Source organism: Pantoea sp. EKM101V, assembly GCF_011800325.1.
GTDB classification, from domain to species: Bacteria; Pseudomonadota; Gammaproteobacteria; order Enterobacterales; family Enterobacteriaceae; genus Pantoea; species Pantoea anthophila.
On the sequence record NZ_JAALFP010000010.1, the window covers coordinates 46,117 to 59,941 of the forward strand.

Annotated in this window: 14 protein-coding genes; 6 read left to right on the plus strand and 8 right to left on the minus strand. The window is 56.8% G+C overall.

The window, feature by feature from the left end:
• Positions 1 to 13: 13 nt before the first annotated feature.
• Positions 14 to 892 carry a 4-hydroxy-tetrahydrodipicolinate synthase gene (dapA, locus tag HFD92_RS15830; RefSeq protein ID WP_009088794.1) on the minus strand — a complete coding sequence of 293 codons (879 nt, stop codon included), beginning with the start codon at positions 890 to 892 and terminating at the stop codon, positions 14 to 16.
• A 143-nt stretch (positions 893 to 1,035) separates the two neighbouring features.
• Here dapA and HFD92_RS15835 point away from each other — a divergent pair, with 143 nt between their 5' ends.
• The gene (locus HFD92_RS15835) at positions 1,036 to 1,617 is read left to right on the plus strand and encodes a glycine cleavage system transcriptional repressor (RefSeq protein WP_167429236.1); all 582 of its coding nucleotides are present in this window, start codon (positions 1,036 to 1,038) and stop codon (positions 1,615 to 1,617) included.
• Positions 1,618 to 1,773: 156 nt separating this feature from the next.
• The gene (bcp, locus tag HFD92_RS15840; RefSeq protein WP_009088790.1) at positions 1,774 to 2,241 is read left to right on the plus strand and encodes a thioredoxin-dependent thiol peroxidase; all 468 of its coding nucleotides are present in this window, start codon (positions 1,774 to 1,776) and stop codon (positions 2,239 to 2,241) included.
• A gap of 74 nt (positions 2,242 to 2,315) precedes the next feature.
• Here the strand turns inward: bcp and HFD92_RS15845 are convergent, their stop codons facing one another.
• From HFD92_RS15845 to HFD92_RS15855, 3 genes are all read right to left on the minus strand, one after another.
• Positions 2,316 to 3,881, minus strand: coding sequence for a sensor domain-containing diguanylate cyclase (locus HFD92_RS15845; protein WP_009088788.1), 1,566 nt, complete (start codon positions 3,879 to 3,881; stop codon positions 2,316 to 2,318).
• A gap of 381 nt (positions 3,882 to 4,262) precedes the next feature.
• Positions 4,263 to 4,871: a DsrE family protein gene (locus HFD92_RS15850; protein WP_009088786.1), complete on the minus strand. Its 609-nt coding sequence runs from the start codon at positions 4,869 to 4,871 to the stop codon at positions 4,263 to 4,265.
• A 31-nt stretch (positions 4,872 to 4,902) separates the two neighbouring features.
• On the minus strand, positions 4,903 to 5,508 hold the full coding sequence (locus tag HFD92_RS15855; protein ID WP_009088784.1) for a DsrE family protein: 606 nt from the start codon (positions 5,506 to 5,508) through the stop codon (positions 4,903 to 4,905).
• A gap of 756 nt (positions 5,509 to 6,264) precedes the next feature.
• Here HFD92_RS15855 and HFD92_RS15860 point away from each other — a divergent pair.
• On the plus strand, positions 6,265 to 7,728 hold the full coding sequence (locus tag HFD92_RS15860) for a M48 family metallopeptidase (protein WP_009088781.1): 1,464 nt from the start codon (positions 6,265 to 6,267) through the stop codon (positions 7,726 to 7,728).
• Between the two features lie 29 nt (positions 7,729 to 7,757).
• Positions 7,758 to 8,099 carry an arsenate reductase (glutaredoxin) gene (gene arsC / locus HFD92_RS15865; protein ID WP_009088779.1) on the plus strand — a complete coding sequence of 114 codons (342 nt, stop codon included), beginning with the start codon at positions 7,758 to 7,760 and terminating at the stop codon, positions 8,097 to 8,099.
• On the opposite strand, the gene hda is transcribed toward arsC, so the two are convergent.
• The 3 genes from hda to upp all read right to left on the minus strand — a co-directional run bounded on the left by hda (position 8,096) and on the right by upp (position 10,959).
• Positions 8,096 to 8,797, minus strand: coding sequence for a DnaA inactivator Hda (gene hda / locus HFD92_RS15870; RefSeq protein ID WP_219854829.1), 702 nt, complete (start codon positions 8,795 to 8,797; stop codon positions 8,096 to 8,098). The two genes, arsC and hda, sit on opposite strands and share 4 nt — an antisense overlap.
• Before the next feature lie 107 nt (positions 8,798 to 8,904).
• Positions 8,905 to 10,188, minus strand: coding sequence for a uracil permease (gene uraA, locus HFD92_RS15875; RefSeq protein ID WP_046102358.1), 1,284 nt, complete (start codon positions 10,186 to 10,188; stop codon positions 8,905 to 8,907).
• A 144-nt stretch (positions 10,189 to 10,332) separates the two neighbouring features.
• Entirely contained in the window at positions 10,333 to 10,959 is a 627-nt protein-coding gene (gene upp, locus HFD92_RS15880; RefSeq protein ID WP_009088774.1) for a uracil phosphoribosyltransferase, read from the minus strand.
• Between the two features lie 229 nt (positions 10,960 to 11,188).
• Here upp and purM point away from each other — a divergent pair, with 229 nt between their 5' ends.
• Both purM and purN read left to right on the plus strand, forming a co-directional pair.
• Positions 11,189 to 12,229: a phosphoribosylformylglycinamidine cyclo-ligase gene (gene purM / locus HFD92_RS15885; RefSeq protein WP_167429237.1), complete on the plus strand. Its 1,041-nt coding sequence runs from the start codon at positions 11,189 to 11,191 to the stop codon at positions 12,227 to 12,229.
• Entirely contained in the window at positions 12,226 to 12,864 is a 639-nt protein-coding gene (gene purN, locus HFD92_RS15890; RefSeq protein WP_058957413.1) for a phosphoribosylglycinamide formyltransferase, read from the plus strand. Before purM ends, purN begins: the two co-directional genes overlap by 4 nt.
• 181 nt (positions 12,865 to 13,045) lie before the next feature.
• On the opposite strand, the gene pstB is transcribed toward purN, so the two are convergent.
• On the minus strand, positions 13,046 to 13,813 hold the full coding sequence (pstB, locus tag HFD92_RS15895; protein ID WP_046102360.1) for a phosphate ABC transporter ATP-binding protein PstB: 768 nt from the start codon (positions 13,811 to 13,813) through the stop codon (positions 13,046 to 13,048).
• Between the last annotated feature and the right edge of the window lie 12 nt (positions 13,814 to 13,825).

Sequence of the window (13,825 nt, forward strand, 5' to 3'; positions counted from 1 at the left end):
CAAACTCCCTAAATTATCGCAAACCCGCTTTCACCAGCGCCTGTTCCACTTTCGGCTGGCTGGCTGCTGTCAGTGGCGTCATTGGCAGACGCAGCGTGTCGTTAGCGATTAATCCCAGCTGCTTCGCTGCCCATTTCACCGGGATAGGATTGGGTTCACAGAAAAGCGTCTGGTGCAGGTGCATCAGACGCTGATTCAGACGGCGTGCCTCGACGAAATTGCCCTGCTGTGCGAGCTGGCAGACTTCCGCCATTTCGCGCGCAGCCACGTTCGCGGTCACCGAGATGACGCCTTTGCCGCCCAGTTGCATAAAGTCCAGTGCCGTCGCGTCATCGCCACTCACCAGAATGAAATCTTCATTAACCAGCTCTTGGATCTGACTAACCCGCGATAAGTTCCCGGTTGCCTCTTTGATTCCGATAATATTTTTGATTTCGGCCAGGCGGGCAACGGTTTCCGGCAGCATGTCACAACCGGTACGTGAGGGAACGTTATAGAGCATCTGTGGCAGGCTGGTGCTGTCAGCAATCGCTTTAAAGTGCTGGAACAGCCCTTCCTGCGTCGGGCGGTTATAGTAAGGGGTGACAGTCAGGCAACCCACCACGCCGGAATGTTCAAAACGCTTCGTCAGGGAGATGCCTTCAGCGGTGGCATTAGCCCCGGTTCCGGCAATCACCGGAATACGGCCATCGGCCAGTTCCAGGGTCAGCATCACCACATCGCCATGCTCTTCATGACTCAGGGTGGCAGACTCGCCTGTGGTGCCGACGGAAACGATCGCCGCGGTGCCGCTGGCGACGTGATAATCAATCAGTTTTTTCAGACTCGACCGGCAGACATTACCGCTGTCATCCATTGGCGTAACGAGTGCAACAATACTTCCCGTAAACATTGGCGATCCCCTCGACAAACAAGTGCTTCATGGTACGTTTTACGCTTAGGGAAAAGCAAGCAAGCCACGCTATTCCCGCGCTTGTCAGCAGTTTTTTTTATGTTTACCTTATGGTTATTAGCGAAAGCAGAGGAAAAGCCATTTTGTCGCAATCTCAGCCCCATCATCTGGTGATCACCGCCCTCGGTGTTGACCGTCCGGGTATCGTCAACACCATTACCCGACACGTCAGCAGCTGTGGTTGCAATATTGAAGACAGTCGTCTTGCCATGCTCGGGGATGAGTTCACGTTTATCATGCTGCTGTCCGGCAGCTGGAATGCGATCACGCTAATTGAATCGACGCTGCCGCTGAAAGGGGCAGAGCTGGAGCTGCTGATCGTCATGAAGCGTACCAACGCGCGGTTACGCCCGCCGATGCCGGATACCGCCTTTATCCAGGTTGAGGTCGCCGATTCACCGCACATCATCGAGCGCTTTACCGATCTCATTGATAAGCATCAGATGAACGTGGCCGAACTGGTGTCGCGCATCACCCCCGCGCAACAGAGTTTGCCGCCGACACTCTATATTCAGATGACGGCACACAGTCCGACACGCACCAGCGGCACCACCTTTGAGCAGGCGTTCAATGTGCTGTGTCAGGAGCTGAATGCCCAGGGCACGCTGCGCCTTTATAGTGTGTCAGATGCCGACAGCAGCGAATCTGTCAGCGCGGTGCGCTAAACTTTGCAAATAAACCGGAGTTATTTCTCCACATTACTGCCACTGAAACGTGACCGGCTATGTGGTGAAATACCCCCTGATGGTAACGTTCCCTCTGGTTGTTTTTCGCTGGATGGTGTATTACCCACAGCCTGAATAAAAAAATGGAGAGATGTGATGAATCCACTGAAAGCCGGTGACACCGCACCCGCATTTAGCCTGCCCGATCAGGACGGCGAACAAGTGAATCTGACCGACTTCCAGGGACAGCGCGTTCTGGTCTACTTCTACCCGAAAGCGATGACGCCAGGCTGCACCGTGCAGGCGTGCGGTCTGCGTGACAACATGGATGAGTTGAAAAAAGCGGGTGTGGAAGTGCTGGGTATCAGCACCGACAAACCGGAAAAACTGTCACGTTTTGCGGAAAAAGAGCTGCTGAACTTTACCCTGCTCTCGGATGAAAACCATGAAGTCTGCCAGGCGTTTGGCGTCTGGGGTGAAAAAACGTTTATGGGTAAAACCTATGACGGCATTCATCGCATCAGCTTCCTGGTAGATGCAGAGGGCAAGGTTGAGAAAGTGTTTGATAACTTCAAGACCTCGAATCACCACGACATGGTGCTGGATTACGTTAAGTCCGCCTGATCTTAAGGGCGCGGTAGCCTGGGTGCCGCGCCCTTCTTCTTTCTCTTTCCCCGCCCTCCACGCTTCCCGAACCGTTAAGATCGGACAACGATAACGCAGTTGCGCCCGGCATTCTTTGCCTCATAAAGCGCGGCATCCGCCTGTTTCAGGCTCACTTCCAGCCCGGCATCCTGCGTTCCTTTCCAGGCCGCGACGCCGATAGAGAGGGTAATCCGCCCCACATCCCTGAGCCAGGCTTCTGCAATGCCCTGCCGTACCCGCTCTGCGATGACCTGCGCTTCATCCAGCGACGTTCCTGGCAGCAGCATCAGAAACTCTTCTCCGCCGTTGCGGCATACGACATCCGAGTGACGGGCGCTGGCACGCAGCGTGCTGGCCACCTGCTGAATCACCCGATCACCGACGTCATGGCCCCAGCTGTCGTTAACGTTTTTGAAATGGTCGATATCCAGCGCCAGCACCGCGAAAGGCTGGCGCAGCGTGCGGTAATACTCCAGGACCGCGTTCAGCCCGCGGCGATTCAGCAACTGGGTGAGTGGGTCGGTCTGCGCTTCTGAGCTGAGACGGCCGATTTTGTCCTGCACCAGGCCGATACCGGTGAGCAGCGCGCGCTTCACCTGTGCGGCCTCAAAGTACCAGGCGCTGATACCGCCAATCTCCTTAGAGACGCCCTGCGCATCCATCCGGCTGGCTTTGCGCGCCAGCTGAAACAGCGGGCGGGCGATCAGTCGCGCCAGCACCACAGCCACCAGCAGAGTCAGCAGCGCAAACGGCACCGAGTTTTTCAGCACTTTCATTAACAGCCCGGAAAGCGGATCGAGCGTGGCATTGATGGGCTTCAGGGCCACCACCGTCCAGCCGGTGGTCGGAACGACGGCATAGCCTGCCAGCTGCGTGGATTCTCCCGCACCGGTCATCATCAGCGAGCCGTTAGTCTCCTCACCGTTGGGACTGACGATAGCAGGCAGGGTTTTGCCCACCAGCTGACGATTCTGGTGATACAGCACCTCATTATTACTGTCGAGCACATAAACCGTGGTGCCATCGCGGTAGAACTGTTCACCCAGCAGCGCATTCAGAATACTTTTCTTTTTCAGATAGATGGTGCCGCCGACGTAGCCCAGATAGTCGCCCTGTTCGCTCCAGATCGGCCACGAGACAAACACCAGCAGATTGTTGGCCGGTGACAGCGTCGGTTTGCTGATCGCCGGCTGCCGCAGCGTCAGCGCTTCGCGCGAGGCATCACTGGTGAGATGCATGCCTTTCAGGGTCAGGGACTCAGGCGAGATCGCTTTGACCACGCCCTGCCCATCCACCACCACCACCGAGTTAAAACTGGTGGTCTGCTCACGCAGGCGGTTGACCTCACTGCTCAGCAACGCATCATTGTTAAAGTCACGGCTGAGCTGATTGGCGCTGAAGTGCAGCTGTGACTGCGCCAGCTGGAAGAAGATTTCGCTGGTAGAGGCGAGCTTGGCGGCATAGGCGCGGTTAGCTTCAAGCGTGGAATCGATCAGCACCTGACGCTGCACCCGCCAGGTGGCGTAAAGTGTGTTGGCGAGCGTAATGACAATACTGACAATGACCAGCAGGGCGATGAGATTGCGCAAATCGGCTTTAGGCCGAAACAGCTTTAGCATGGCGTTGCCGCCCCGAAGAAGGAAGTCATGTCATGAATGCCTGATTATTTTTTTAATGAAAGCCAGCTGATAATCCGGGCTTAAGTCTACACCCTGCTGGCCTTTTTGAGCAGCATTAAGACAAATTTCAGCCGACTAAATACAAATTATCCTGGCACTGATTTAATGATCAGGGCTTCTCTGCTGACAGGGAAAAAGCACGATAGATAGGGGTCCCGAACCCCGGTAAACATGACGTTTTATCGTAGGAGCCGCGGCAATTAAGGCCAGCCTGAAGCGACAGGGCGCATCCGGTGAGAAGAAAGGAGTAAGGCCGGTCCGCCTTACAGGAAAAGCAAAGCACAGCAGATGACAGCGGCGATGACGCCGCTGTCAGGAGGATCAGAGCATCAGGAAGGCGTAACCGCTGTTTTCCAGGGTGGCGACTGTTGTGCCGCTGGAGATCGTGTGGGTGACCATCGGGTCGATCCAGTCACGCTCCAGCTGATGAAACGCCACTGACTGGTCACAGATAGTGACCTGCACACCCGCTTTTTTCAGTTCGCTGATTAATTTCAGGTTCGGGTTATCGACACCGTAGGCTTTGCTGAACTGCGCATTATTCAGGGCAGATGAAACCGCGTCGCCGTTAATGGATACCACAAATTTCAGCTGGTCGAGCGGAACACCCGCCGCATAATAGAGGTTGGTTACACGCGCGACGCGCTCCAGACCGAGATTCGGTTTACGGATATCGCCTTCACTGCGGTTGATCTGAAAGACGATTTTATTACTCAGGCCTGTCGTTGTGCCGGGTTTAAAGGCTGGCGTATCGACATAATGTATTTTGCCATACCCCTCAATTGCCGGTGTACTCCAGAAGTCGGCAGGCTCGGTTTTATTCTCCGCCAGTTTATCGCTGGCCTTACCAAATAAAGCGGGCAGCTGTAAAACATTGCCGCCAATAAATCCCGCGACGGCTGCCACCACCACTAAAGCTGCTGGACGCATCAGATATTCTCCCGATTAAATAAAACGTTAATTACATTGCCAGCCACGCATACCCCTGGTTTTGCAGCGTTGAGACCGTGGTTGGACTGGAAAGCGCATGCACAACGGATTTATCAATCCAGTTGTTGGGATAGTGGTGGAAGGCCACCGACTGATCGCACACGGAGACTTTGACGCCCGCCTGATTCAGCTCGTTAATCAGCTTCAGGTTGGGATTGTCGATGCCATAAAACTGTTTGAAATGGGCGTTATCCAGCATGGCGGGGGTCGCGTCACCGGTAACCGAAACCACAAATTTCAGCTGATCGGCCGGAACGCCAGAGGCGATATAAAGATTCACTACCCGCGCGACGCGCTCCAGTCCCAGATTAGGTGCGGTCATCGCGCCATCGCTGCGGGTGATCTGGAAAACGATTTTATTGCTCAGACCCGGCACCGGCTTAAAAGCGGCATCAGGCTCATAATGAATTTTGCCGTAGCCTTCAATCGCCGGTGTACTCCAGAATCCGGCGGGTTCCTGAGGCTCTGAGGCAAAATGGCGTGTGACTTTGTCATAAATAGTGCCACTCTGTGTAACAGCCGCACCCACTACGCCACCGATAATGGCGATTAACGCGTACGAAATAGCTGAACGCATAACACTTCTCTCCGGCAAATAATCTCTGGCCGATTCAGGACTGAATCAGGTCGGCTATCTATATCACAGCGCGGACGTGATTCTCTCCTGAAGGAAAGGCGGGCAGGCACGCTGCTGATGACAGCAGAAATGATTCACCGCCTGAATTAATCGAAAAATTTCATTAGCGACTAAAAACCGTCTTCTTATCACTGGCCCGCGATAAGGGCCGCCTTATTTATGGCGACAGGGGAAAGATTTAAAAAATAACAGCCAGCGTTAAATAGAAAAAAACAAATATGGCCGGAATAACGATTGAATTTATCAATGTAAAAAAAGGATTAAACCCATGCGTTTCGCTGTTTTTTTCAGATTTGGCCTGGAAAAAATCATGCCATATTCAGTTTTTTTGAGTGAATTTACATAACTTTAAAAAGGAATGCGGATTAACGTCAGAAGACCGACAGAAGATTCTGCTTTATTCATGCCGGACTCAATCAGCAGGGTAAATAAGCCGTTGTATAATTGCGCGCCGCCGCGGGCAATCCCCTGCCCCGGCTTATCCGTTTAACTACGGTTTAGGTTTCAGGGATGTTCAAATTTTTTCGTCATATTCGCTTATCTTGCACAAACCGCGCCGCCGGCTGGCCCCGAAAACAGCATTTCTTTCTTTTCGGGCACTGGTTAAGATAGGCGCAAACCGTCGTTATCTGCGGAAAAGGGAACCTACCCGCTGCGCACCTGTCTCTTTTCAGAGCCTCTCTACAGGATTAAGGCATGTTGAACCGGTTAAAAAAAACGCTGATCGCCGCGCTTCTGCCGACGCTCATTCTGTCCACGCTGTCACCGGCTTACGCTGATGTCAGTGATTCTCTTCCCGATATTGGCACCACGGCCGGTTCGACGCTGTCGATTAATCAGGAGCTGCAGATGGGCGACTTCTATGTCCGCCAGCTTCGCGCCAGCGCACCGCTGATCAACGATCCGCTTCTTAATCAGTACATCAATCAGCTCGGCCAGCGCCTGGTTGCGCACGCTGACTCGGTGAAAACGCCGTTCCACTTCTTTCTGATACAGAACGATGAGCTGAACGCCTTTGCCTTTTTTGGCGGCAATGTGGTGCTGCACTCCGCGCTGTTCCGCTTTACCGAGAATGAAAGCCAGCTGGCGTCGGTAATGGCGCATGAGATTTCTCACGTTACCCAGCGCCATCTGGCGCGCGCGATGGAAGATCAGAAGCGCAATGCGCCGCTGACCTGGGTCGGTGCGCTGGGCTCCATTCTGCTGGCGATGGCGAGTCCGCAGGCGGGCATGGCCGCACTGACCGGTACGCTGGCGGGCACCCAGCAGGGGATCATCAGCTTTACCCAGGGCAATGAGCAGGAGGCAGATCGCATCGGGATTCAGGTGCTGCAGCGCGCCGGATTCGATCCGCAGGCGATGCCGAACTTTTTGCAGAAGCTGGCCGATCAGAGCCGCTTCTCGTCAAAGCCACCGGAAATTCTGCTGACGCACCCCCTGCCCGACAGCCGTCTGGCGGATGCCCGAAACCGCGCCAACCAGATGCGGCCAGTAGTCGTGCAGTCGACGGAAGATTTTTATCTGGCGAAGGTCCGGGCGCTGGGCATGTACTCCACCGGGCGCAATCAGCTTACTGACGAACTGCTGAGCCAGTATGCCAGCGGCAATTCGCGTGAGCAGCTGGCCTCACAATATGGCAAAGCGATACAGTTTTTGCAGGCGAAGAGTTTTGCCGACGCGAAGCGGATTATGACCCCGCTGCTGGCGAAGCAGCCCGGTAATGTCTGGTTCCTCGACATCATGTCCGATATCGATATCGGCCTGAACCAGCCGCAGCAGGCGATTGCCCTGCTCACCGCGGCTACCGGGGCGAAAAACAGCCCGGTGGTGCAGCTCAACCTGGCGAATGCCTATGTAGAAGCGAAACAGTATGCCAGCGCCAGCCGCATTCTGAATCGCTACACCTGGGCAAACAAGGATGACCCCAACGGCTGGGATTTACTGGCGCAGGCGTCTGCTCAGCAGGGGCTGAATGATGAGGAGCTCTCGGCGCGGGCCGAGAGTCTGGCACTGAATGGTCAGCTCGATCAGGCGATTAGCGCACTGAGCAGCGCCAGCGCCCAGGTGCCGCTCGGCAGCCTGAAGCAGGCGCGCTACGATGCCCGTATCGATCAGCTGCGTCAGTTGCAGCAGCGTTTCAAACAATATCAGAAAGGCTGAGCATAACAGCCGGAAAGGGAGAGCCTGACATGGTGACGATTTACCACAACCCGCGCTGCAGCAAGAGCCGCGAAACTCTGGCCCTGCTGAACGCCCGCGGCCTGACACCGGAAGTGGTGCTCTATCTGCAGACGCCGCCTGACCGCGAGACGCTGCAGAGTCTGCTGCAGAAGCTGGGGATGCAGAGCGCACGCCAGCTGATGCGGACGAAAGAAGCGCTCTACAGCGAACTGGCGTTGAGTGATAAAGAGGAAAGTGCGCTGCTGGACGCGCTCGCCGCCCATCCGCAACTGCTTGAAAGGCCGATTGTGATCAAGGGCGATCGGGCGCGAATCGGACGTCCGCCGGAAGCGGTGCTCGACATTCTTTAAAGGCCGAGCGTCTCTTTAACGAAGGGGATGGTGAGCTTGCGCTGGGCGCTGATCGAGGCACGATCCAGCCGATCCAGCGTCTCAAACAGGGTGCGCATTTCACGATCCAGTCGCTTCAGCAGGAAACGTCCCACATCCTCCGGCAGCTCAAAGCCGCGTAACCCGGCGCGCAGTTGCAGCGCCTGCAGTTTATCTTCATCGGAGAGCGGCTGCAGGCGATAGATCTGCCCCCAGTCCAGGCGCGAGGCGAGATCCGGCAGCTGCAGATTCAGCTGGCGCGGTGGACGATCGCCGGTGATGAACAGCCGCGTGTTGCCGGTTTCCAGAATGCGGTTATAGAGATCGAAGATCGCCATCTCCCACTCCGGCTCACCGGCAATGCACTCAATGTTATCGATGCAGACCAGTGACAGCTGCTCCATCCCCTCCAGCACTTCCGGTACAAACCAGGTGCGTTTGTCCAGCGGCACATACCCGACCGCTTCACTGCGTGCGGACATTTCGGCGCACGCGGCGTGCAGCAGATGACTCCGCCCGCCGCCTTCGCGTGACCAGAAGTAGAGATAGCTGCCATGTTGTTGGCTGAGAGCGCCTTTCAGCGCGGCAATCAGCGACGGGTTCTCCCCCGGCCAGAAGCTGGCGAAGGTTTCATCGTCAGGTAAATAGAGTGGCAATGACAATTGTGCCGGCGTGTTCAGAAGCACCTCAGCAAGAGAACAAGCAAAAAATCGGGGGAAGTCTACCACAGTTTTCAGAAAGAGATGAATGGGGCGTCCCTGCCCCGATCCTGTCCTTCACGATGCGATCAGGGCTCGCGGGATTCTTCGGCGTCCAGCACCACTTCTTCCGGACGCAGCAGCGAGATCACCCGGAAGATCAATGAGAGTCCGACGCCCACGATCGTCGCTAACGCCATGCCCTTCAGCTCTGCCGCGCCGATGTGCACCTTCGCGCCGCTGACGCCAATGATCAGGATCACCGAGGTCAGGATCAGGTTTTGCGCTTTGTTGTAATCGACTTTCGATTCGATCAGGACGCGGATACCCGAAGCGCCGATCACGCCATACAGCAGCAGCGACACGCCGCCCATAACCGGCACCGGGATCGCCTGGATCACCGCCGCCAGTTTGCCGACGCAGGAGAGCAGGATCGCCAGAATCGCCGCACCGCCAATCACCCAGGTACTGTAGACACGGGTAATCGCCATGACGCCGATGTTTTCGCCGTAGGTGGTGTTCGGGGTGGAGCCAAAGAAGCCGGAGATCACCGTCGACAAGCCGTTGGCGAACATTGAGCGATGCAGGCCAGGGTCGCGGATGAGATCTTTCTTCACGATGTTAGCCGTGACCACCAGATGCCCGATATGTTCGGCAATCACCACCAGCGCGGCGGGGAGAATCGTCAGCATCGCCACCCACTCAAAGCGCGGCGTATAGAAGGTCGGCAGGGCAAACCAGGGGGCACTGACCACGCCGCGCCAGTCCACGATGCCCATAAACGCGGAGAGCAGATAACCCGCCACCACGCCGACCAGGATAGGGATGATCGCCAGGAAGCCGCGGAACAGCACCGAACCAAATACCGTGACGGCCAGGGTCACCAGCGAAATCAGCACCGTTTTACTGTCGGGTGCACTGCCTTCTGCCGGCAGCAGGCCCGCCATATTGGCTGCTACGCCCGCCAGCTCCAGACCGATTACGGCGACAATCGCGCCCATCGCCGCTGGCGGAAACATCACGTCCAGCCAGCCGGTTCCCGCGCGTTTAACAATCAGCGCCACGAGGCAAAAGAGCACCCCGCAGAGGATAAATCCCCCCAGCGCCACCTCATAGCCCAGCGGCAGCAACAGCAGTACCGGCGAGATAAAGGCGAAACTGGAACCGAGATAGGCGGGGATTTTGCCCTTACAGATAAAGAGGTAGATCAGCGTGCCGACGCCGTTAAACAGCAGAACCGTCGCCGGGTTGATGTGAAACAGAATCGGCACCAGCACCGTGGCACCAAACATGGCGAACAGGTGTTGCAGGCTGAGTGGAATGGTTTGCAGTAACGGCGGTCGTTCAGTGACGCCAATGGCGCGACGAGTCATCATTTATCCCCTTATGTTATTTTCCCCACGGGTGCGCGCTTCAGGCACAGCCTCAGGCACGCGGGTCAGCCCTGCGGCAAACCCGCCCCGGTCGGAGAGCTTTTTTTTGCAAAAAAAAGCCGACTCTCTGGTCGGCTATGCGATTTATTTGGTTCCGAAAATCTTGTCCCCGGCATCGCCGAGTCCGGGAATGATGTAACCCTTCTCATTCAGTCCCTGATCCACGGACGCCGTGTAGAGCTCAACGTCAGGGTGTGCCTTCTCCAGTGCAGCGATCCCTTCCGGGGCAGCAACCAGTACCAGCACTTTAATGCTGGTGCAGCCCGCTTTTTTCAGCAGGTCGATGGTGGCGATCATTGAGCCCCCGGTCGCCAGCATCGGGTCTACCACCAGCGCCAGGCGCTCTTCGATGTTAGAAACCAGCTTCTGGAAATAGGGAACCGGCTCCAGCGTCTCTTCATCACGGTAAACCCCAACCACGCTGATACGGGCGCTGGGAACGTGCTCCAGAACCCCTTCCATCATGCCAAGACCGGCACGCAGAATCGGCACCACCGTGATCTTTTTGCCTTTGATCTGATCGATTTCAACCGGGCCGTTCCAGCCCTCAATGGTGACGCGCTCCGTTTCCAGATCGGCGGTCGCTTCGTAGGTCAGCAGGCTGCCCACTTCAGACGCCAGCTCACGAAAGCGCTTTGTACTGATATCATGCTCACGCATCAGGCCCAGTTTATGTTTGACCAGCGGGTGTCTGACTTCCACGATCTTCATTGGTGTTCTCCCGGAATGAGTTGAGCTAAAAAAAAATCGCGGGATTATACCGCCTTTTCCGCTCTGCGCCACCTGTCCTTGCGCAAAGCCGCGAGTCTGGCCGGGATAAAACAAGGATTAATGAAAATTGTCCGATGCGCAATCCCGGACTCGCAAACGTTTGCCTGCACTGTTAGAATTGCCGCGCTTTATTTTAACCACCAACCGCAACTCGCGTGGGGACCTCGCAGTGACCGACAAAACCTCTCTCAGTTACAAAGACGCCGGTGTTGATATTGATGCTGGTAATGCCCTGGTTGACCGTATTAAAGGCGTAGTGAAAAAGACGCGTCGCCCGGAAGTGATGGGTGGACTGGGCGGTTTTGGTGCGCTTTGCGCGCTGCCGCAAAAATACCGTGAACCCGTGCTGGTCTCCGGCACCGATGGCGTTGGTACCAAGCTGCGTCTGGCGATGGATCTCAAACGTCACGACGCCATTGGTGTTGACCTGGTGGCGATGTGCGTTAACGACCTGGTGGTACAGGGTGCTGAGCCGCTCTTCTTCCTGGATTACTACGCGACCGGCAAACTGGACGTGGACACTGCCTCTGCGGTGATCACCGGCATCGCCGAAGGATGTCTGCAGTCAGGGTGTGCGCTGGTCGGCGGTGAAACGGCCGAGATGCCAGGCATGTATCACGGCGAAGATTACGACGTGGCCGGTTTCTGCGTGGGCGTGGTGGAAAAATCAGAAATCATTGATGGCAGCAAGGTGCAGGATGGCGACGTGCTGATCGCTCTCGGCTCCAGCGGCCCGCACTCCAACGGCTATTCGCTGGTGCGCAAGATTCTGGAAGTCAGCAACACCGATCCGCTGACCGAACAGCTGGAAGGCAAACCGCTGGCTGATCATCTGCTGGAACCGACCCGCATCTACGTGAAAAATATCCTGAGCCTGATTGAACAGGTCGATGTGCATGCTATCGCACACCTGACCGGCGGCGGCTTCTGGGAAAATATTCCTCGCGTGCTGCCCGACAACACCCAGGCGGTGATTGATGAGAAGAGCTGGCAGTGGCCGGCCGTCTTCAGCTGGCTGCAGCAGGCCGGTAACGTCAGCCGTTTCGAGATGTACCGTACCTTTAACTGCGGCGTCGGGATGGTCATCGCCCTGAGCCCGTCCGACGCGGATAAAGCGATCGCGCTGATGGAAGCGGCCGGTGAGAAAGCCTGGAAGCTCGGCGTGATCAAAGCGTCAGAGGCGGAAGAGCGTGTGGTCATCAACGGATGAAAAAGCTGGTTGTACTGATCTCCGGCAACGGAAGCAATCTTCAGTCCATCCTTGACGCCTGCGCCAGCGGGCGCATTCACGGCAGCGTGGCTGCCGTGTTCAGCAACCGCGCCGCTGCCTTTGGCTTAACGCGGGCGCGTGAGGCGGGCATCCCGGCTCACGCGCTGGCCGCCAGCGATTTCACCGACCGTGACGCCTTTGATCGCCAGCTGATCGCTGAGATTGAAGCGTACTCGCCCGACCTTGTCGTCCTGGCGGGGTATATGCGTATTCTCAGCAGCGCATTCGTGGCCCATTTTCACGATCGCCTGCTGAATATTCACCCTTCCCTGCTGCCGAAATATCCGGGCCTGCATACGCACCGTCAGGCGCTGGAGAACGGTGACAGCGAGCATGGCACGTCGGTGCACTTCGTCACTGACGAGCTGGATGGCGGGCCGGTGATCCTGCAGGCAAAAGTGCCGATTTTTGCCGACGACACGGAGGCGGAGATCACGGAGCGGGTGCAGCATCAGGAGCACGCCATCTATCCGCTGGTCATCGACTGGTTTGTTGAGGGACGGCTGGCGATGCGTGACGGTAAGGCCTGGCTGGATGGCGAACCGCTGCCGCCGCAGGGCTATGCTAACGACTGATACACAGGAAGTCCCACAGACAGCGGATAAACCTGAAGCGATGGGGGCCTGTGTCCGGAGTAAAGCATAGCGGGCCATGGAGGGCCCGCGCTGAGCCCGCCATGGAGGGCGTCTTTTGCGTCTTTACGCAGGACACAGGCCCCCTGAGCCGGTGACAGAGCGCCCCTTTCCCGTTGCGGACTCAGCCGTAACGCCCCGTAATATAATCTTCGGTCCGGCGCTGTTTCGGCGCGGTGAAGATACGGTCGGTCTCATCAAACTCCACCAGCACGCCCTGATGCATAAACGCGGTGTAATCTGACACGCGAGAGGCCTGCTGCATGTTGTGCGTCACCAGCACCAGCGTAAAATGCTGCTTCAGCGTGGTCATCAGCTCTTCAATCACCAGCGTCGAGATAGGGTCCAGCGCAGAGGTCGGCTCATCCAGCAGCAGAACCTCCGGTTCAATCGCAATAGCGCGGGCAATCACCAGCCGCTGCTGCTGTCCGGTCGAGAGCGTCAGCGCATTCTGAGACAGCTGATCTTTCACCTCGCCCCAGAGCGCCGCCGCACGCAGCGCACGCTCACAGGCTTCGTTCAGCACCCGCCGGTCGCGTACCCCCTGCAGGCGCAGCCCGTAAACCACATTCTCATAGATCGACTTGGGAAACGGATTCGGCCGCTGAAACACCATCCCGACCCGACGCCGCAGCGCGGAGAGATCCTGCTCCGGTCGCAGTATCGGCAGCGAGCCCAGCAGCACCTCTCCCTCAACCCGGCAGTGATCGATCACATCATTCATGCGATTAAAGCAGCGCAGCAGCGTCGATTTACCACAGCCTGAGGGACCAATCAGTGCGGTGATCCTGTTTTTCGGCACCTGCAGCGAAATATCCTGCAGCGCCTGGCGCTCGCCATACCACAGCGACAGATGGTTAACGGTAAGCGCCATATCCGTGTCGGACGTCATAGTCATAGCCTG

Coding starts and splice junctions, on each gene's coding strand:
- dapA (WP_009088794.1), bottom strand. CDS start 892: ATGTTTACGGGAAGTATTGTTGCACTCGTTACGCCAATGGATGACAGC.
- bcp (WP_009088790.1), top strand. CDS start 1,774: ATGAATCCACTGAAAGCCGGTGACACCGCACCCGCATTTAGCCTGCCC.
- HFD92_RS15845 (WP_009088788.1), bottom strand. CDS start 3,881: ATGCTAAAGCTGTTTCGGCCTAAAGCCGATTTGCGCAATCTCATCGCC.
- HFD92_RS15850 (WP_009088786.1), bottom strand. CDS start 4,871: ATGCGTCCAGCAGCTTTAGTGGTGGTGGCAGCCGTCGCGGGATTTATT.
- HFD92_RS15855 (WP_009088784.1), bottom strand. CDS start 5,508: ATGCGTTCAGCTATTTCGTACGCGTTAATCGCCATTATCGGTGGCGTA.
- HFD92_RS15860 (WP_009088781.1), top strand. CDS start 6,265: ATGTTGAACCGGTTAAAAAAAACGCTGATCGCCGCGCTTCTGCCGACG.
- arsC (WP_009088779.1), top strand. CDS start 7,758: ATGGTGACGATTTACCACAACCCGCGCTGCAGCAAGAGCCGCGAAACT.
- uraA (WP_046102358.1), bottom strand. CDS start 10,188: ATGACTCGTCGCGCCATTGGCGTCACTGAACGACCGCCGTTACTGCAA.
- upp (WP_009088774.1), bottom strand. CDS start 10,959: ATGAAGATCGTGGAAGTCAGACACCCGCTGGTCAAACATAAACTGGGC.
- purN (WP_058957413.1), top strand. CDS start 12,226: ATGAAAAAGCTGGTTGTACTGATCTCCGGCAACGGAAGCAATCTTCAG.
- pstB (WP_046102360.1), bottom strand. CDS start 13,813: ATGACGTCCGACACGGATATGGCGCTTACCGTTAACCATCTGTCGCTG.